Here is an 18,016-nt window from a genome sequence, read left to right as displayed (position 1 = left end):
GGCTCGGCCGCGGGCCGGGCCGGGGAGGGTCGCGTCAGGCGGCCTCACGCGCGGGCGCCGCGGTCTCGCCGTCGCGGGGCGAGCGCGCTGCGGAGCGGTGGGGCAGCGTCAGAAGTGCCGTGCCGGCGGCGAAGGCCAGTGCCGGCGGCGTCGGGAAACGGCCGTCGGGGGCGAGGCCGTACACCGACCAGTAGGCGAGGGCCGTGACGCAGCAGGCGAGGCCCGCCCACAGGAGGGCGGGGCGGTCGTGCCGGGCGCCGGGCGGCGGGGCCACGGCCTCGGACAGTCGGCCCAGCGCGCGTTCGAGCGGACGCAGTACGGCCAGCACGCCCGCCAGGAGCACCGCGAGCACCAGCAGCCAGGGCACCCGCAGCGCCCACCACGCGGCGCTGCCGAGGGGGGCGCCGGGGGCGAGGCCGGCCAGGTAGAACACGGCGGCGAGCAGCACGGGCAGCATGTGCCACAGGTACAGGGTCATGCTCGCCCCGCCCAGGAAGCCGACGGCCCGCCCCACGCGTACGCCCCGCAGGGCACGCCGGGCCGCGGGCGCGGCGAGCAGGCAGACGCCGGCCTGGGCCACCACCCAGGCCAGCATGGCCGGCGACGGGGGGTCGGTGTTGCCGACGGTCTCCCCGGTGACCCTGATCAGGCTCACCGGGTACGGCCCGAGGGTGATCAGCGCCGCGAAGGCCAGCGCGCCGCCCACCGCCATCCCGGCGGTGAGCGGGCGCGTCAACTGCCCGTCGCGCCAGCAGAACCCGAGCTGGTAGGCCACACCCCAGACCAGCACGTAGTTGACCGGCCCGACGGCGGCGGGGACGCCCGCCGTCACCAGCGTGCCCGCCGCCACCGCGACCGCGCCCATCGCCGCCGGGACCCACAGCCCCCAGCGCCGGTGTGCCGCGTGCAGCACCGGGGTCAGGGCGCTGAGCAGCAGATAGACCGGGAGGAACCAGAACTGCATGGCCATCGCCCATCCCGCGAGCCGGAGCGTGCTGCGGTCCACGCCGGCCGCCGAGCAGATCCCGACGGCGATCAGCACCAGCGCGCAGTAGGCGCCCGCGGGCAGCAGCAGGCGCAGGGCCCGTCGCGCCAGCCAGGGCGCCGCCGTGCCACCGGCCGCCCGCGTACGGGCCCACGAGCCGCCCGCGGCATGGCCGCCGGCGAGGAAGAACAGCGGCATGATCTGGAAGCCCAGGGTCAGCCACTGCGTCCAGGGGATCTCCGCCAGGAGCTCGGGCGCCACGATCCCGCCGCCCGGCTCTCGGACGAGGGCGGTGATCAGCCAGTGGCCGAGCACGACCATGCAGATCGCCAGGGCGCGCAGGAAGTCGACGTACCGGTCTCGCTCCATGCCGGGTCATGCTGCCCGACCCCGGCGCGTGGCGCCGCGATTGGCGGCGGCCGCAACCGATTCGTGCCCGCGGCGCAACCTGACCGGGGTAAATCCGCTTGCGGGCCCCGGATGCGGACCGTGGAAGGCGCGTGGGCCCTCACCGCAGCGTCGGTACGGCGCCGCCCTCCGCCCAGGTCACCTCGACCCCGGCAAGACCGCGGCTCCACGGACCGGTGATCCCGGCGAGGGCGGCCGCGTCGGGCGGGGTGGGACCGAGACCGATGGCGTAGTGGGCGGAACGGGCGGTGGCACGGAAGGGACGGGGCCACGCATGGACCCCGCCGGTGCCGGCGTCCTCCAGGGCGGTGAGGAGCGCGCGGACGCGGCCCCGGACCCGGCCGAGGGTGGCCTCGAACTCCGCCTCCGTCGCCCCGTGGACGTCCAGTACCGCCCAGGCCGCGTGGCGGCGGTGGAGCGGGGGCGGCGCGGCGAGGGCGGGCCGGGGATCGGCGCCCTTGCCGACCTCGGACTCCAGCAGTTCCCAAGCGCGGTAGAGCTCCTGGGCGAGCAGGTCACGTCCGTCCGGGCCGACCTGCGCGGTGCACGGGCGGACGGGCTCGGTGGGGGTGGCGATGGAGACCGCCGCGCCCGACTGCCCGGCGGCACCGACCGGTTGACGCCAGTCCCAGGCGGCCCAGGTGGCGAAGAAGTGCCGGAGCAGTTCGGCGCCGGCCAGGCCGGGGGCGTCGTGGACGGTGCGGGCGGCGAGCAGCGACCAGGCCAGTCCGGGCAGGCCGCCGAAGGGGGCGGAGTCCAGGCCGCGTGCCCGGGCCCAGGCCTTGACCTCGCGCGCGAGGCCCGCGAAGCGTGCGTGGTCACCGGCGAGTTCGAGAACCGCGTCGGCGTCGCTGACGGCGCTCAGCGCGACGGCGGCGGCCTCGCCGAGTTCGGCGCGGCGGGCCACGGCCTCGGCGGGGTCGAGGCCGCCGGTGGCGACGGCCACCAGGTCGACGTCGAGCGCGCCGACGCGGAAGCGCAGTCCCGGCACGCGGGCTCCGGCCACCTCCCGTACGCGGGTGGCCTCCGGCAGCGCGGCCGTCACTCTGGCCGTGACCGCGGCCATGTCGGCGGTGCCGGGGAGCGCCGCGACGAGGTCGAGGTCGGCGCCGGGCAGCGCGCAGCCCATACGGCGGGAGCCGGCGAGGTGGACCACGCCGTCGCCCAGGGCGCCGGCGACGCGCCGCGCGGTCTCCTCGGCGTGCGGCAGGTCGTCGGGGGTGCCAGGGCCGTCGGGGGTGCCGGGGCCGTCGGCCGTCTCCGGTACCCAGCGCACCTCCCCCGTGCCGAGTGCGACCGTGGCCCGGACCCGCATCGGTTCGTCCCCGCGCCGGGAGAGCAGGACGAGTTCGCCGACCTGTGCCGTGCTCCCGCGCAGCCGGGCCGCGCAGTCGGCGGCCACCCGCAGCGGGTCCCGGGTGCGGCCGAGCGACAGATGCGGGGTGAAGCCCTCGGCGCGGCCCCGGCAGCGGGGGAAGCGGCGGGCGAGGGCGTGCCGGAGGACCGCCCAGGAGGTGCCGCCGTCGGCCGCCGGGTCGAGCCAGACGGTGGCGTCCTCGCGGTGCCCGAAGGTGTGCACCCCGTCGAGGCGGGCGGTGAAGGGCGGGACGCCGGCCGCGGCCCCGGACAGCAGGGGCGCGGCGCGCTCGAAGGCGGACTCCGGCACGAAGCCGAAGAGCAGGTTGACGTGCGGCGGCCAGCGGTGGATCTGCGGATCGTGGTCGCGGCGGACCGCCTGGACGGCGGGCCACAGCTCGTCCGGTGGCAGCCAGGCCACGGCGGTGCGGGCGGTGGTCGGCAGGTTCAGGACGTCTTCGGCCTCGTCCTCCGGGCCCGCCGTGAGGGCGAGGGTGACCTCCACGGCGTAGTGGTCGGAGATGTACAGGCCGTCCTGCGCCGGGGTGTCGCCGAGCAGCCGGGCACCCGTGACGCGGGGTCCGCCGTCGCGCAGCAGGACGCGGTCGAGCCGGGAGGCGCGGCCGCTGAGCGAGGAGACCGCCGCCAGCGGATTGACCGCCGGGTCGAAGGTGGGGGTGACGTCGTGCGGGCCGTGCGCCTCGGTCCACGCGTCGCGCAGGCCGAGGGCGAGCGCCGGCCCGTCGCCCCCGTCGTTGAAGTCGCCGAGCAGCAGCAGAGCGCCCTCGACGCCGGCCAGTCCCTCGGCCAGCCGGGCGAGTTCGGCCCGCCTGCGGGCCGGGCCGTCGTCGGAGTGGTCGCTGCTGAGGTGGGTGGCGGCGACCACCAGCGGTCCGGCGGACGTTTCGACGGTGATCGCGGCGACGGCCTTGTGCGGGCCGAGGGCGTGCTGAGCGGCCTCCCGGACGGGCAGCCGGCTCAGCAGCAGGACCCCGGTGTCGTCGGTGTCGCGTCCGGCCGGGTCGGTGCCGAGGGTGTAGCGGGAGCGCACCCAGTCGGCCCGCAGCAGCATGTCGAGCAGCGCGGGCTCGACCTCCTGGAGGGCGATGACGTCGGCGTCCGCCTCCCGCAGTGCGCTCAGCAGCAGGGGGCGGCGGCGGTCGGTGCCGATCCGGTGGCTGTCGTACCGGTCCCACAGGGTGTTCCAGGTCAGGACGCGCAGCCGGCCGCCGTCGGCCGTCCCCGCGCGGCCGGTCGTCGCCCGCCCGGCGGGCCGCCAGGCGTGCCCGTCGTCGTCCCACACGTGCGGGACGCGGGCGGTGAAGAACGGCGGGCGCAGCAGGCGGGGGTCGCGGACCCGGCCCGCGCCGGTGGCGTCGATGCGGTCGGTGCCGGTGGCCCGGTCCCAGACGAGTTCTCCGTCGGCCTCGACGAACAGCACGCGGTGCCAGGGGATGTCACCGCCCGGCACGAAGGCGGGCAGCGGGATCCGCTCGGGCGCGGCGCCGCGCTGGTGCACGCCGATCACGAAGCGCGCCGGGTCGAACCGGGCGTCCCAGCGGACCCGGTGGTAGATCTCCTCGCTGGTGCGCATGTCACGCCTCCTGTCCGGTCGCGGCGGCGCCGAGCGAGCCGTCGGTGTCGCCGACGGCGCCGTCCGCGCCGACGTACCAGGTGCGGTGGGCCTCGCCGGGGTACGGCGGGACGAACCGCCGGGCCTGCGCGGTCAGTACGGCCGGCGGCACCGGGTGGGCGCGGCCGGCGTTGCGCCGGGCCAGCTCCTCCTCGTCGGCCAGGGCCACCACGTGCGTGATCAGGGCGTCGCGGCGGCGGGCCACCGCGTGCACCAGGGAACGCTGGTGCGGGGTGAGGGACGTCGCGTCCCACACCACCGTCGCACGCCCGGTCAGGGCGGTGTCGAGCCGGCGCAGTCCCTCGCGCAGGACGTCGGCGTTGGCGCGCTGGTCGGCGCGGGAACCGCGGGCGAGGCGCAGGTCGTCGAGGGCGATGCGGACGGCGCCGCCGGGCAGGGTGCCGGCGAAGGTGCTCTTGCCGCTGCCCGCGGGTCCCGTCAGGTGGATCAGGCGGGGGAACGCCCCGGTGCGCCACCGCCAGGTCGCGGCCACGGCCTCCTCCGCGCCGCCGATCCGCCCGGCGGCGTACGCCGCTCGTGCCTCGGCCCAGCAGCGGTCGGCGGCCTCGGGGCCGAGCCCGGCAAGGGCCGCGCGCAGTCCGTGGCGCAGCGGGCCGAGCGGGTCGGGGCCGAGCAGGCCCGCCTCCTCGGCGTGCAGCGCCGACCACTCGGTCTGCTCCCGGGCCTCGCCGTCGGGCGCCGCCGCGGCCGCCACGGCGTGCAGGACGCCGAGGTCCGCGGCGAGCGCCATACGGGCGAGACCGGCCGCCCGGTCCTCGTCGGGGTACGGGCGGTGCAGCGCCGCGTGGAGTCCGGCCAGGTCGGCCACGCGCCGGGCCTGCGGCATGCCGAGCGGCCCGGCGAGGCGGGCGGCGATGCGGGCGCGGGGGATGCCGGCCAGGAGGGCGGCGAGGACCCCGGCGAGGCGGGCGTCCCCGGTGCGGCGCAGGACGTCCAGCCGGGCGGAGACGTCGGCGGCGCGGTCGGCCGCCCCGGAGCCGGTGACGTCCAGGCCCACCGCGGCGGCGAGCGCTCGGGCGTCGGGAGCCGCGCCGGAGCGCACCGCCCACAGCGGGGCGGCGGGGCCCAGCGCGTTCTCGACGACGGGGGCGTGCATCCAGTGGGTGCCGGTCGTCACATGGCCGGTCCGTACCCACTTGGCGACGTGGCGGCCGAACTCCTCGTAGGGGAAGCCGTCGACGGTGCGCACGACGTAGCCCTCCCGGCGTGCGGTGTCCAGGCGCAGGGCGCGCAGCGCGCGTTCGTCGTACGTGCCGCGCCACAGCACGGGCGGCACCGGGATCCCGAGCCCCCGCAGGAAACCGACGGTGCTGTCCCAGTCCAGGCACCGGTCGCCGTCCCACACGGAGAAGCCGTAGAACCAGCTGTCCAGTTCGTCGTAGGCGAGGGAGTGGCGGGCGTGCAGATTCTCCCCGCACACCCGCAGGCCGGGCGGGAGGTACGGGCCGATCCGCCCTTGGAGCGCCTTGACCCACGCCCGGGAAGGGTGGTGGGCCGAGTCGAGCGACCGGGCGTGCATCGCGTCCCGGTAGAGGGTGGTGTTCTCGCCGTCGAGCTTCTCGGTGACGACGACCTCGCGGCCCCGCAGCGCGCCGGGGTCCCCGGCGCGTACGTCGTCGGGCGTGGCCCCGGGCGACCAGGGCAGATGCGGTGTCCGTGGATAGTGCGTGCGCATGGTGCCGGAATCCCCCGTGACGTTCTGGTGCGCGCTCACCTTAGGAGCGCGGGAGCCCGCAGGCCACCGATTAACCGAGGCGCACCACCCGCCGGGAATGAATTCCGGGAAAACGAACGGTTAATGTGCGGGAATCCAATTCTCCGTACACATAAGTAATTTTATCGAGTGCTAAGTTCTGCCCGTGAACGATTCCGGCTTCCTCGCACTCAAAGGCCTGCCGCCCCTGCCGACGCGTGGCCGCGTCCTCCGGCCGGCACTGTGGGGCGGGGCGGTCGCGGCCCTCGCGCTGCTCTGCTATTCGGTCGTCACGTCGGGCATGAACGGCGACCTGCGGTACGTCCTCGCCTGCCTGCGCAGCGCGAAGGGCGGGGGATTCTCGGCTTCGGACACCTTCGTGCACCGGCCGTTCTTCTACCGCTGGTTCGTCGCCGGTCTCGACTCGCTCACCTTCGGATCGACCACGACCCGCGAGATGATCATCCGCATCGCGGCCGTCCTGCTCTGCGTGGCGACCGGCCTGGCCCTGCGCGCGGCGCTGGCCCGGCGGCTCCCGCCGCGCGACGCGACGCTCACGGCGGCCGTGGTGACCCTGGCGCTGGCCTTCGCGCCGAAGATCGACTTCCTGCAGCCCGAATGGGCCGCGACCCTGCTGTCGGTCCTCGCGGTCGCCGCGGCCCTCGGCATCGAACGGCCGTGGCCGGCGGCCGCCGTGGCGGCGGTGCCGCTGGGCCTGGCGGTCATGATGAAGTACTCCACCGCCGCCACCGCCCTGATGGCGCTGCTGCTGCTCTTCGCCGTCGACCGGATGCGCGCGGTGCGACTCGGCCTGGTCACCGGCGTCTCCTCGGTCGTGCTCTTCGGGATCAGCCTCCTGGCCGGCTCCCGGGAGCTGCAGTGGGCCAAGGACATGCCGAAGATCAACCAGGGCGCCCTCACCCGCAAGGGGCTCGACCCCTCCTTCCTGCTCGACAAGTCCGCGTCGTTCCTCGTGGACCGGGCCTACCTCAGCCCCGTCGTCGCACTGCTGCCGGCGGCGCTGCTGTTGCTGCTCTCGCGCCAGCAGGACCGCCGCAGGCGCGCCGAACTGGCCGCGCTGGCCGTCCTGATCGTCCTCGTCTGCGTCGCCGCGGTCGCGGTGCAGGGCAACTGGTTCGGCTACCACGCCGCCTCGCTCCCGGTGGGCGCGGCCGCGCTGTGGGGCCTGGCGGTCGCCGCCTGGTACCGCGCGCACGGCAGGCCGCCGCTCTTCTTCACCGCGGTCACGGCGGTGTACGCGGCCTTCGTGCCGTTCGCCGCGCAGGCCCCGCATGCCGTGCAGGGCGTCGCCGCGGGCTGGGCGGCCGTCCTCGTCGCATTCCTCGCCGCGACGGCCGACCTCGTGTCGGCCCGCGGGAGCGCCACCGTCGAACCGGCCAGGCCCGGCCGGTTCGCTGCCGCCGCCGTCGCGCTCTCGGCGGTCGTCGGGGTCTTCTGCCTCGCCGCCGCGATCTGGCCCGGCTCGCCGCAGCTGATGAACGCCGGCCACGTCGTCTACGGCAACAGCGACTTCGACGCGCGGTCCGACCAGACCGCGCGGGAGTCCGCCGAGCTCGACCGGCAGATCCCGCGCGGGGCACCCGTCCTCTACCTCGCCTTCGGCGACGTGGCGTACTTCGTCGGCCACCCGACGCCGTGCCGCTACCCCGTCCCGACGTTCCTGCAGCGCACCAAGTTCCTGCCGGACGTCAACAAGCTGCCGTCCTACAAGGAGAACCTGCGCTGCGTCACCGAGGACCCGGCCCCCTACGCCGTCCTGCAGCGCTCCTGGTTCCAGCTCGGCAACGTCGACAAGACCCTGGCGGCCACGATCGAGGCCGCCTACGACTGCCCGCCCCTGACCGGCAACTCCCGCACCCCGGTCGTCTGCCGGCTCCGCTAGGCCGGGACGGGGACGTCCTCGCCCCGGTGGGCGGCCGTGCCAGGGCGGCTGCGGCGACCGCGAGGCTTCGCCGCGTGCCCGGCCTGGGCCGCGAAGCCCCGCGCTCTCAGCCGCCGGTGAGGTCGTCCGGGAAGCCCGCCTCGTCGAGCAGGGCCCGGGTCGCCGTCCAGTGGGCCACGCCCCGCATCGCCCGCTCCCGGTCGATGAAGCAGGCGTGCGGGATCTCCAGGACGCCGTCGAACCACACCGCCCACGCCGGGCCCCGGCAGCCGTCGCGCCCGGGGAATCGCCCGGCTGCTCGCTCGCCCTCCGCGGCGCGATCCCCGGCAGGGGGCCGCCGCCTGGCGGTGGAGTTCCGGCACGCGCTCCGCCCACCAGGCCACTTCGTCGTCGTACCCCACCGCCACCCCGGTCTCCGCTCGCGTGACCGGATGCCGGAGCCTCAGGAAGGCCCCGCCGGGAGTCGTTGCCGCCATGCGACGCATCCTGGCGCACGCGCCGCGGCCGGGGCGGTGCGGTGCGGGGTCCGCAAAATGCGTGGTGGGGGCGTGGGGTGGGGCGGAATGATGGGCGGGTGACGTTCCTGGAGGTCGCCTGCGACGAGTCGGGCTCGGACGGCGAGAACCTGATCGGCGGGAACACCGACGTCTTCGCGCACGCGGGCGTGTGCGTCGCGGACGAGGCGGCGGCACAGGCGCTGCGGGAGGTGCGCGAGCGGATCCGCTCCCCCGCCGAGGAGTACAAGGCGAACCATCTGCTGCGCGAGAAGCACCGGGCGGTGCTGGAGTGGTTCCTGGGGCCCTCGGGGCCGCTGACCGGCGACGCCTCCGTACACCTGGTCGACAAGGCGTGGTTCGTGGTCGCGACGGTCGTCGACGTGCTGGCCGGGGGGCCGGCCGCCGGGGCGCGCGCGGCCGTGCTGTACCGCGAGGGACGCGGGACCGCGGACGCCGCGCGCTGGCAGGCGTTCCTGCGGGCCGCCAACGAGCTGGTGCGGACCAGGAACCACGAGGCCGGTGCGGCGCCGGTCGGCCCGTTCTACCGGGCGCTGGAGGCGTTCCGCCCCGTGAACGGCGGCAACGGCGGCAGCGGCGACGACGGCGCCCTCGCCGAGGTCGTCGAGGCGCTGCGGCGGGGCAGACCGCGGGCGGAGGCGTTCAGGGCCCGCCTCGCCGCGGATCCTGCGGCGATCGACCCCCTCGACCCGCTCTTCCCCGCGCTGGAACGGACGATAGCGCGCTGGAGCGAGGGCGGTGCGCGGGTGCACGTCGTGCACGACCGGCAGAACTCGCTCACCGAGGAGCGGATCGCGCGGCTCGGGGCCTGCCTGGCACCGGACCGGCGGCCGGCGGGGCTGCGGCTGGCCGAGTCGCGCCACGACCCGCGGATCCAGCTCGCCGACTTCCTCGCAGGGGTGGCGCGGAAGGTGGCCTCGGACGAGCTGGCGGGCCGCGGCGACCTGGTGCTCACCGGTCTGCTGCGTCCCTACGTGGACCCGCTCTCGGTGTGGGGCGACGACCGCAGCTGGTCACGGCTGGGGCCCGGGCCGTGCCCGGCCGGGCCCCTGCCGCCGTCGCCTCAGCTCGCGCCGATGAGCTTCGTGACGCGGTGCGCCAGCGCGATGGAGTAGCTCTGCCCGCGGTCCTGCGGGTAGATCTGCGCCATCGTGGCGAGGGTGACCCGGCTCATGTGGGTCCGGTGCCCCGGGATCAGCGAGCGGTACTCGGGGGTCACGACCGGCTGGGCGAACGGGGCGCGGGAGAAGTGCCACTCCTGGATCCACGAGCGCTCGAACTCCGGGTTGAGCCGCCGCAGGTACGGGATGTACCGGTCCAGCAGCTCCGCGGGGTCGGTGGTGAACCGCCAGTCGTCCCGCGGCACGTAGTTGCCGACGTAGAGGAGGTGGCGGCCGCCGTACTCCTCGCGGTCGACCATCCGCGTGTGCTCCACCACGGCCAGGAAGGGGAAGTCCGGGTCGTTGATGTTGAGCCAGTAGTACGGGATCGCACTGCGGTCGAGCTCGAGCACGAAGCAGGTGGCGCCGAGGTACTGGTTGCGCCACACGGCGTCGTCGGAGGGGACGTCCGCGGCCTTGGCGAAGACGGGCTGCGGGACGGTGACGACGAGCTGGTCGAAGGCGTAGGACGCGCCGTCGCCGGTGGTCACCGTGACCTGCTCGGCTCCCTCGGGCTGGCGGATGGTCTCCACCTTCTTGCCGAACTCGACCTTGCCTCCGCGGGCGGCCACGGCGTCCCGCAACGCGGCGTACACACGCTCGAAGCCGCCGTGCACATAGCCGAGTTCGAAGGTGCGGCAGTGCACGCGGGCCCACAGCCACGCCATCGAGACCTCGTCGGCGCGGTCGCCGAACTTGCCGCGCAGCAGCGGCTCCCAGATGGTCTCGGTGGCCTTGCGGCCGGCCCGGCGGCGCAGCCAGTCCAGGGCGGTGAGGTCGTTGTAGCGCTCACCGCTGCGCACGGCCTTGAGCAGCGCGGAGGACGCCCCGAAGCGCACGCCGTCGACCAGCGAGAAGGACGGGAAGCGCAGCATCTCCAGCGGGGTGCTGAAGGGGTGCAGCGTGCCGTCCCGGAAGACGCCGGTGGTGGGCTTGTGGAAGCGCAGGTCGCCGCCGAGGCCGAGTTCCTCGATGAGCTCGATGATGTCCCGGTCGCTGCGGAAGATGTGGTGGTAGTACCGCTCCAGCGGGACACCGCCGATGGGGATCGACGCCGCGAGGCCGCCCAGTTCGTCCGCCGCCTCGAGCACCGTCACCTGGTGTCCGGCCTTGACCGCGTCGTAGGCGGCGGTCAGGCCGGTGGCGCCGGCACCGATGATGCCGAGATTCATCCGAAACTCCACTTTCTGTTGAGCACGAACTGGGTGGCGAGCACCAGGGGCAGCGAGCCCGCCTTGACGATGTTGGCGTCGATGCCGAGCCCGCCGGTGAAGATGTGGAACAGCACGTAGGTCAGGACGATGCCGGTGAGGCCGACCGCGTAGAAGCGCAGGAAGCGCACGAACAGCCGGTCCCGCTTGTCGAATGTGAAGATCGCGTTGAGCACGAAGTTGTTGGTGATGCCGAGGCTCGTGCTGATGACGTTGGCGACCTGCTCGTCGAGGCCGAGCACGTTGAAGAGCAGCAGGAAGGACACGAGGTCGAGGGCGACACCGCTGCCGCCGACCAGCGCGTAGCGGATCAGCTGCCGCAGGTCCTCGCGCCGGCCGGGACGTACCGGATCCTCGGCCGCGGTGTCCGCGCCCCCGGCGGCCTCAGTCGCCGTCATGCCCGAGGACCTCGCGGACGATGTACAGCGGCCGGTTCTGCGCCTCGCTGTAGATGCGCCCTATGTAGCTGCCGAGCACGCCGATGGCGAGCATCTGGGTGCCGCCGAGGAAGAGGGTGACGACCATGAGCATGGTCCAGCCGGACACCGTGATGTCGGGCCGGAAGATCTTCATGGCCAGCGCGTACACGATGCCGGCGAGGGAGAGGGCGAGCACGAGGAAGCCCAGCCGGCTGATCAGCCGCAGCGGGACGGTGGAGAAGCTCGTGACACCGTCGATGGCGAGGCGGGCCATCTTCCGCAGCGGGTACTTGGTCTCCCCCGCGAAGCGCTCGTCGCGGTCGAACCGGACCTCCGTCTGCCGGAAGCCCATCGAGGCGACCATGCCGCGCACGAAGCGGCTGCGCTCGCGGAAGCGGCGCAGCTCGTCGGCCGCCCGCCGGTCCAGGAGCCGGAAGTCGCCGGTGTCCAGCGGGATGTCCACCTCGGCCCAGCTGCGCAGGATGCGGTAGAAGGCGTGCGCGGTGGTGCGCTTGAAGATCGTGTCCCGGCGGGTGCGGCGACGCGCGTGGACGATCTCGGCCCCGGCGCGCCAGGCGTCGACCAGTTCCAGGCTGATCCTCGGCGGGTCCTGGAGGTCGGTGTCCATGATGATGACCGCGTCGCCCTTGGCCTCGTCCAGGCCGGCGGTGATGGCGATCTGGTGGCCGAAGTTCCGGGCGAAGTCGACCACGCGCACCCGGGGGTCGCTCTTCGCCAGTTCCCTGAGGATGCTCAGGGAGTCGTCGGCGGAGCCGTCGTTGACGTACACGATCTCGTAGCGGAACTCCGGCCGTCCGGCGAGGGCCTTGGCCAGCTCCTCGTGGAAATGCCGGATGCCGTCCTGCTCGTTGTAGACGGGGAGGACGTACGAGATCAGTGCCGTTCCACCGGGTTCCGGCGCCGGCTGCCGGGCGACGGCGATCGCGGATTCAGCGGTCTGTGTTGTCACCGTCGGTCCTCCGCACCGTGCGCAGCGCACACATGGGGATTCTCAAACATCTGGCGAACCTATGGACCGACTCTGAATCGGAGGCGAACAAAGGCTTTCCGGGACGACGCACCGAGTTGACGGCAGGACGGCGCTCCGGTCATGGAATCACCAGTTCCGAAGGGAGATGCCGGAAATGTCGCCTATTACCGCTTCCATGCCCGCCCGAAGCGGGCACGGCAAGCCGCGGAGGTCACCCTTGCGGCTGCCGCCGGAACGCACGGTGACGGAAGCGGGGCCGGCGCCGCCGCGCTCAGCACTGCCAGAGGAAGGCGGACTCGCCGCAGGGCCGGCAGGCGAAGACGTAACCGCGGCCCCCGCCGCCGAAGTTCGCCGAGGTCGCGTGGTCGGCGCCCTCCTCGAGCTGCGCCGCGAACGCCATCGGCGCGGCGCAGGAGGGGCAGTGCGGGGTCTCGTCGGACTGGAGCCAGTCGGGCTCGCCGCCCAGCCGCCCGAGCGTCCGCTGCGCGGCGGCGGCGCCGCCCGGGACCGGGCGCAGCTCGGTGACCGCGCCCAGGAGCGTCTCGCCCTCGGCGGGGACGGCGGCCGGGGTGAGCGCTCCGGTGAACAGGTAGGCCCGGTTCCCGCCGGCCGCGGGGTCCCAGTCCTCGCACATGCCGGGATCGTTCTGGCAGAGGAAGACCGCCACGGCGCCGTCCCCGGCGGGCAGGTGCGCGAGGAACTGCAGCGCTCCTTCGCAGGTACGGCAGTGCGGCCAGACGAAGCCCTCCGGCACGAGCGGGACGCCGCCGGTACGGAGGACGGGCGCGTCGGGGGCGGTCCCGCCGCCGTCGATCAAGTGCACGGGGAGAGCCTAGGGCTTCCGGGGGACGCACCGCAGGGCCAGGGCGGCGGCGGTCAGGTAGGCGAGGGCGCCGGCGGCCATGGACAGGCGCAGGCCCGTGCCGTGGTCGGCGCCGGTGGCCAGGAGGGTGCCGCCGAGGGCCACGCCGGCGGTGCTGCCGATCTGGCGGGCGGTGTTGAACAGGGCGGAGGCGGTGCCGGAGCGGCCGGGGGGTGCGGCCGCCATCACGGTGGTGGTCGTGCCGGTGAGGGCGAAGGACGTGCCGAAGCCCGCGGCCATCATGGGGGCGACGAGCAGCGGGTAGGCCGGGTCGGGGCCCGCCGCGGCCCAGCCGGCGAGTCCGAGTGCGCCCAGCAGCATGCCGCTGACCACGAGCGGGCGGTCCCCGGTCCTGCGGGCCAGCCGCCCGGACAGGACGGAGGCGAACATCGTCGTCGCCACGGCCGGGAAGAGGGCGAGGCCGGTGCCCAGCGCGCTGTAGCCGCGCTGGTGCTGGAAGGAGAGGCTGGCGGTGAACACCATGCCGTAGAAGGCGAAGTTGAACAGCAGCCCGATCAGTGAGCCGCCGCCGACCGCCCGGGAGCGCAGCATGCGCGGCGGGATCGCCGGTGAGCGGGCCAGCCGCTCGCGCACCGCGAACGCCGCCGCGGCGAGGAGGGCCAGGCCGGCGCCGGCGAGGACCGCCGGATCGGTCCACCCGCGCCGCCCGGCCTCGTTGAGCACGGCGGTCAGCAGGGCGACGGCGGCCACGACCGCGCACTGCGCGGGCCAGTCCAGGGCCCGGTCGGCACGCCGGGGCGAGGGCGCCACGTGCCGCAGCGTCAGCACCAGGCAGGCGACGCCGACGGGGAGGTTGACCAGGAAGACCCACCGCCAGCCCACCGTGGACACCAGCAGCCCGCCGAGCAGCGGCCCCGCGGACGCCGCGATGCCGGCCATCGCGCCCCACAGCCCGACGGCCCGCGACCGGGCGGCGGGGAGCGGGTAGGCCTGCTGGAGCAGCGCCAGGGAGCCGGGCACGATCAGTGCGGCGCCGAGCCCTTCGGCCAGCCGCGCGGCGACCAGGGCCGGGGCGTCCCGCGCGAGCGCGCACGCCGCGGAGGACACGGTGAACACGGCCACGCCGGTGCAGAAGATCCGGCGGTTGCCGAGCCGGTCGCCGAGCGCCCCGCCGGTGAGCAGCAGCCCGGCGAACACCATCGTGTACCCGTCGGTGATCCACTGGATCCCGGTGAGGGAGGCCGACAGCTCCCGGCCCACCACGGGCACCGCGACGTTGATGACGGTCACGTCCAGGATGACCATGAAGTAGCCGGCGCACACCGCGAGCAGCGGCGCCCGCGACCACGGCCCGGCGCCGGGGCCCGGCGCGGCGGCGGGCGCGGGCCCGCCACCGCCGGCCGCCTCCGCGAACGGCACGTCCTCGACCTCATCCCGTACACAGGGGCTCAGTACCGGATGTCACAGTAAGGGCTGGTAAGTCCGTATCACAGGACCGGGCGATGCGGGCGGCGCGTGCGGCGCGTGGCTCAGCCCGGCTCGTCGGTGCGGCGGCGCAGCAGGTAGGTGTCCATGATCCAGCCCTTGCGCTCCCGGGCCTCGGTACGGGCGCGGAGGATGCGCTCCGAGGTCTCGGCGAGCGGGCCGGAGACAAGGATCTCGTCCTCGGTACCGAGGTAGGCGCCGTAGTGGATGTCGAGGCCCTCGGGGTCGATCCCGGCGAAGGCGGCGCGGCCGTCGAGCATGACGACCACGTCGTCGGCGTCCTCGGGGAAGCCCTCGGCGAGGCGCCGGCCCGTGGTGATCTGCAGCGGGCGGCCGACCCGGGTGAGGGTGAGGCGGTGGCGGGCGGCGAGGGCGGCGACGCTGCTGATGCCGGGGACGACCTCGTGGGTGAAGGAGCCGGGCCGGCGGGCGAGCACCTCCTCCACGACGGCGATCACGCTGTCGTAGAGGGAGGGGTCGCCCCAGACCAGGAAGGCGCCGGTCTCGCCGGGGCCGAGGTGGGCGTCGAGGAGGCCCGCCACCAGGTCGGCGCGCCGGCGGCGCCAATCCTCGACGGCGTCCGCGTAGCCGGGTGCGCCGCGGTCGCGCTCGGCGTCGGGGACCTCGACGAGGCGGTGGCCGGGGCGGGCGTGCTCGTCGAGCATCCGGCGGCGCAGGCGGATCAGGTCCTGGCGCTCCTCGGGTTTGCCGAGGACGAGGAAGACGTCCGTACGGCCGATCGCCTTGACCGCCTGAAGGGTGAGGTGTTCGGGATCGCCCGCGCCGATGCCGATGACGAGGATGTGTCGCATGCGGTGATTGTGCCCTGCGGTGCGTCCGTGACGGCCATCGCGGCAACTGTTCCCGGGAGGCCCTGTGAGGTCACTCACGCTGGATTGGGTGGTTACGGTGCGACTTAGTAGCCGACGCCCACGCGGCATATAAGCTCTATCCGCAACGGAATGGGACATTATTCGCACAGGGGGGCGACGGTATCCGATCCGTACGGCGTCATGGGCCGCTCCCGGGGCGGGGAAGGCGATCTGAGGGCCCATCAGGTCTCATCCGGGACAGGGACACGACGGCGCGGCACGCTCACCCGCCGGGCGCAAGAGCCGTCGTGGCTACGAGTCCGCGTAGTACCGATCTTTCATTGCCCGATGTTCGGGACGGTCCACACAATGGCCGGGCCCGCCAGCCGTCATGGCAGCTCAGGCGGGTCGTGAACACGCACACCGAACCCTCGAGTGAGGTCACGCAATGACGAAGCACCGCCGGACGATGCGCTTCCGGAAGACAACGGTCGCAGCCCTCGCCGTCGCCGCCGTGGGTGTGCCCTCGGTGGCCATGGCCTGTGTCGGCGGCCAGCAGGGCCCGCGGTACGACGGGTCCCAGGCACAGGGCCAGGGCGAGGGCCAGGGCCAGGGCCGCTGGAACCACGGCTCGTGGGGCGGGTCGTGGAACGGGTCCGCGAACGCGTCCGCGAACGGCTCCTCCAACGGCACGTGGACGAAGGGCGGCCAGTGGGGCGGCAAGCCGTCCTGGGCTCCCCCCGCCGCACCCTCGGCCCCCGCCTCCGCGCCGTCGTCGGCACCCTCTTCGGCACCCTCTTCGGCGCCGTCCGCCGCACCGGCCTCCCCGGCCGCGGGTTCGGGCGCCACGCTCACGGGAGCCTCGGCCACCGTGCTCGACATGGTGAACCAGGAGCGGGCCAAGGCCGGCTGCACGGCCCTGAAGGTCAACGCCAAGCTGAACGAGGCCGCGCAGGACCACAGCAAGGACATGGCCTCGCACAAGAACATGTCGCACACCGGCTCCGACGGTTCGTCACCCGCCGACCGCATCTCCTCGGTGGGCTACAACTGGAGCAGCTACGGCGAGAACGTGGCCTACGGCTACTCCTCCGCCTCCAGCGTGATGAGCGCCTGGATGGCCAGCCCCGGCCACAAGCGGAACATACTGGACTGCTCCTTCAAGGAAATAGGGATCGCGCTGGCGCAGCCCGGCAACTACTGGACGCAGGACTTCGGCGCCGCGCGCTGAAGCAGAACGCCGTGAGGCCCGGCCGCCCCCGTGGCGGCCGGACCTCACGGCGTGCGTGCGGTGGGATCAGCGCAGGCCGCGGCCGAGTGCGTTGATCAGCTCACCGTCGGCGGTGTCGCCGCTCAGCTCCCAGAAGAAGGCGCCGCCGAGTCCCTGCGACTTCACCCAGGCAGCCTTGCCGCGGAGGGTGAGCGGGGTGTCGTAGCTCCACCACTCGTCGCCGCAGCGGCCGTACGCGGTGCCGGCGACCACCCGTGTGGCCGGGCAGCGGGTCTTGAGCACCTTGTAGTCCTCGCTGCCCGCCTCCCAGGTGCCGGGAGCGGGGCCGGTGGCGTCGCCGCCGGGCGCCGTCTGCGTCACCCCGGTCCAGCCGCGGCCGTAGAAGCCGAGGCCGAGCAGGAGCTTGCGGGCCGGGATGCCGAGGCTGCGCAGCTTGTGGACGGTCGCCGCCGCGTTGGCGCCCTTCGCCGGGATGCCGCGGTAGGACGTGAGCGGCGAGTGCGGGGCGGTCGGGCCGGTGGCGGACCAGGTGCCGAAGTAGTCGTAGGTCATGGGGTTGTACCAGTCGACGTACTTCGCGGCGCCCGCGTAGTCGGCGGCGTCGATCTTGCCGCCGTCCGAGGCGTCGGCGGTGATGGCGGCGGTGACCAGGTTCTTCTTGCCGAAGCGGTGGCGGACGGCGGCCATCAGGTCCTTGTACGCGCTCGGGCCGCTGGTGTCGCAGGACATGCCGCAGGCGTTGGGGTACTCCCAGTCGATGTCGATGCCGTCGAAGACGTCGGCCCAGCGCGGGTCCTCGACCACGTCGTAGCAGGAGTCGGCGAAGGCCTTCGGGTCGGCCGCGGCCTGGGTGAAGCCCGGCGACCAGGTCCAGCCGCCGAAGCTCCAGAGGATCTTGATGTGCGGGTACTTCTTCTTCAGCTTGCGCAGCTGGTTGAAGTTGCCGTGCAGCGCGCCTTCCTCGGTGCCGTCGGCGACGCCGTCGACGCTGCCGGCCGCGTCGTAGGGCTTCTGGTAGTCCGCCCAGGGGTCGCCGACGGCGCACTTTCCGTCCGTCACGTTGCCGAAGGCGTAGTTGATGTGGGTGAGCCGGGAGGCGGCGCCCGAGGTGACGATGTTCTTGACGTGGTAGTCGCGGGCGTAGACGCCCCAGTCGATGAAGTAGCCGACGACTTTCGAGCCGCCCGCGGTGTGCGGGGCGTGGTGGCCGTGGGACGCCGCCGCGGGGGCCGGCTGGGCCGCGGCGGGGCCGGTGACCAGGCTCGCGGTGAGCAGCGCGGTGCCGGCGGCGACGAGGCCGACCATGGCTCTGCGGAACCGTGATCCCTGCTGTCTGGGCATGGAGTCACCTCTGGTGAGGAAGCGGTCGT

14 protein-coding genes are annotated in these 18,016 nt (G+C 74.3%); 3 read left to right on the top strand and 11 right to left on the bottom strand.

Going from position 1 to position 18,016, the window contains the following annotated elements:
• Nucleotides 1-34: 34 nt before the first annotated feature.
• The 3 genes from CHF15_RS16610 to CHF15_RS16600 form a co-directional block, all read right to left on the bottom strand.
• On the bottom strand, nucleotides 35-1,354 hold the full coding sequence (locus CHF15_RS16610) for an acyltransferase family protein (protein ID WP_089224584.1): 1,320 nt from the start codon (nucleotides 1,352-1,354) through the stop codon (nucleotides 35-37).
• Nucleotides 1,355-1,493: 139 nt separating this feature from the next.
• Nucleotides 1,494-4,343 carry a poly(A) polymerase gene (locus tag CHF15_RS16605; protein WP_089224583.1) on the bottom strand — a complete coding sequence of 950 codons (2,850 nt, stop codon included), beginning with the start codon at nucleotides 4,341-4,343 and terminating at the stop codon, nucleotides 1,494-1,496.
• Nucleotide 4,344: 1 nt separating this feature from the next.
• The gene (locus tag CHF15_RS16600) at nucleotides 4,345-6,078 is read right to left on the bottom strand and encodes an RNA ligase family protein (protein ID WP_089224582.1); all 1,734 of its coding nucleotides are present in this window, start codon (nucleotides 6,076-6,078) and stop codon (nucleotides 4,345-4,347) included.
• Between the two features lie 184 nt (nucleotides 6,079-6,262).
• On the opposite strand from CHF15_RS16600, the gene CHF15_RS16595 reads away from it, so the two are divergent.
• Nucleotides 6,263-7,999, top strand: coding sequence for a hypothetical protein (locus CHF15_RS16595; protein WP_245938870.1), 1,737 nt, complete (start codon nucleotides 6,263-6,265; stop codon nucleotides 7,997-7,999).
• Nucleotides 8,000-8,105: 106 nt separating this feature from the next.
• Here the strand turns inward: CHF15_RS16595 and CHF15_RS44890 are convergent, their stop codons facing one another.
• Entirely contained in the window at nucleotides 8,106-8,246 is a 141-nt protein-coding gene (locus tag CHF15_RS44890; protein WP_179279830.1) for a hypothetical protein, read from the bottom strand.
• A 327-nt stretch (nucleotides 8,247-8,573) separates the two neighbouring features.
• On the opposite strand from CHF15_RS44890, the gene CHF15_RS16590 reads away from it, so the two are divergent.
• The gene (locus CHF15_RS16590) at nucleotides 8,574-9,629 is read left to right on the top strand and encodes a DUF3800 domain-containing protein (protein ID WP_179279829.1); all 1,056 of its coding nucleotides are present in this window, start codon (nucleotides 8,574-8,576) and stop codon (nucleotides 9,627-9,629) included.
• On the opposite strand, the gene CHF15_RS16585 is transcribed toward CHF15_RS16590, so the two are convergent.
• The 6 genes from CHF15_RS16585 to cobF all read right to left on the bottom strand — a co-directional run bounded on the left by CHF15_RS16585 (nucleotide 9,578) and on the right by cobF (nucleotide 15,415).
• Nucleotides 9,578-10,846: an NAD(P)/FAD-dependent oxidoreductase gene (locus tag CHF15_RS16585; protein WP_089224581.1), complete on the bottom strand. Its 1,269-nt coding sequence runs from the start codon at nucleotides 10,844-10,846 to the stop codon at nucleotides 9,578-9,580. The two genes, CHF15_RS16590 and CHF15_RS16585, sit on opposite strands and share 52 nt — an antisense overlap.
• Nucleotides 10,843-11,283, bottom strand: coding sequence for a GtrA family protein (locus CHF15_RS16580; protein ID WP_089224580.1), 441 nt, complete (start codon nucleotides 11,281-11,283; stop codon nucleotides 10,843-10,845). Before CHF15_RS16580 ends, CHF15_RS16585 begins: the two co-directional genes overlap by 4 nt.
• Nucleotides 11,270-12,274 (bottom strand): glycosyltransferase family 2 protein, encoded by a 1,005-nt coding sequence (locus CHF15_RS16575; protein WP_179279828.1) that lies wholly within the window; start codon nucleotides 12,272-12,274, stop codon nucleotides 11,270-11,272. The genes CHF15_RS16580 and CHF15_RS16575 overlap by 14 nt, the downstream gene beginning before the upstream one ends.
• Nucleotides 12,275-12,566: 292 nt before the next feature.
• Nucleotides 12,567-13,118 (bottom strand): hypothetical protein, encoded by a 552-nt coding sequence (locus CHF15_RS16570; RefSeq protein ID WP_089224579.1) that lies wholly within the window; start codon nucleotides 13,116-13,118, stop codon nucleotides 12,567-12,569.
• A gap of 9 nt (nucleotides 13,119-13,127) precedes the next feature.
• The gene (locus CHF15_RS16565; RefSeq protein ID WP_089224578.1) at nucleotides 13,128-14,537 is read right to left on the bottom strand and encodes an MFS transporter; all 1,410 of its coding nucleotides are present in this window, start codon (nucleotides 14,535-14,537) and stop codon (nucleotides 13,128-13,130) included.
• A gap of 110 nt (nucleotides 14,538-14,647) precedes the next feature.
• On the bottom strand, nucleotides 14,648-15,415 hold the full coding sequence (gene cobF / locus CHF15_RS16560) for a precorrin-6A synthase (deacetylating) (RefSeq protein ID WP_089224577.1): 768 nt from the start codon (nucleotides 15,413-15,415) through the stop codon (nucleotides 14,648-14,650).
• A gap of 448 nt (nucleotides 15,416-15,863) precedes the next feature.
• Here cobF and CHF15_RS44885 point away from each other — a divergent pair, with 448 nt between their 5' ends.
• A complete protein-coding gene (locus CHF15_RS44885) occupies nucleotides 15,864-16,646 on the top strand; it encodes a CAP domain-containing protein (RefSeq protein WP_179279827.1) in 783 nt (260 codons plus the stop codon).
• A gap of 66 nt (nucleotides 16,647-16,712) precedes the next feature.
• On the opposite strand, the gene CHF15_RS16545 is transcribed toward CHF15_RS44885, so the two are convergent.
• Nucleotides 16,713-17,987 carry a glycoside hydrolase family 18 protein gene (locus CHF15_RS16545; RefSeq protein ID WP_245938869.1) on the bottom strand — a complete coding sequence of 425 codons (1,275 nt, stop codon included), beginning with the start codon at nucleotides 17,985-17,987 and terminating at the stop codon, nucleotides 16,713-16,715.
• Nucleotides 17,988-18,016: the final 29 nt, after the last annotated feature.

It is taken from the genome of Actinacidiphila glaucinigra (assembly GCF_900188405.1).
GTDB classification, from domain to species: Bacteria; Actinomycetota; Actinomycetes; order Streptomycetales; family Streptomycetaceae; genus Actinacidiphila; species Actinacidiphila glaucinigra.
Note: the sequence above shows the minus strand (reverse complement) of the source record. Positions and strands in the feature narration are given on the sequence as shown.

What these genes read in the sequence shown, in the direction of transcription:
- CHF15_RS44885 (WP_179279827.1), top strand. Translation starts at nt 15,864, where the DNA reads ATGACGAAGCACCGCCGGACGATGCGCTTCCGGAAGACAACGGTCGCA.
- CHF15_RS16600 (WP_089224582.1), bottom strand. Translation starts at nt 6,078, where the DNA reads ATGCGCACGCACTATCCACGGACACCGCATCTGCCCTGGTCGCCCGGG.
- CHF15_RS16585 (WP_089224581.1), bottom strand. Translation starts at nt 10,846, where the DNA reads ATGAATCTCGGCATCATCGGTGCCGGCGCCACCGGCCTGACCGCCGCC.
- CHF15_RS16605 (WP_089224583.1), bottom strand. Translation starts at nt 4,343, where the DNA reads ATGCGCACCAGCGAGGAGATCTACCACCGGGTCCGCTGGGACGCCCGG.
- cobF (WP_089224577.1), bottom strand. Translation starts at nt 15,415, where the DNA reads ATGCGACACATCCTCGTCATCGGCATCGGCGCGGGCGATCCCGAACAC.
- CHF15_RS16580 (WP_089224580.1), bottom strand. Translation starts at nt 11,283, where the DNA reads ATGACGGCGACTGAGGCCGCCGGGGGCGCGGACACCGCGGCCGAGGAT.
- CHF15_RS16545 (WP_245938869.1), bottom strand. Translation starts at nt 17,987, where the DNA reads ATGCCCAGACAGCAGGGATCACGGTTCCGCAGAGCCATGGTCGGCCTC.
- CHF15_RS16610 (WP_089224584.1), bottom strand. Translation starts at nt 1,354, where the DNA reads ATGGAGCGAGACCGGTACGTCGACTTCCTGCGCGCCCTGGCGATCTGC.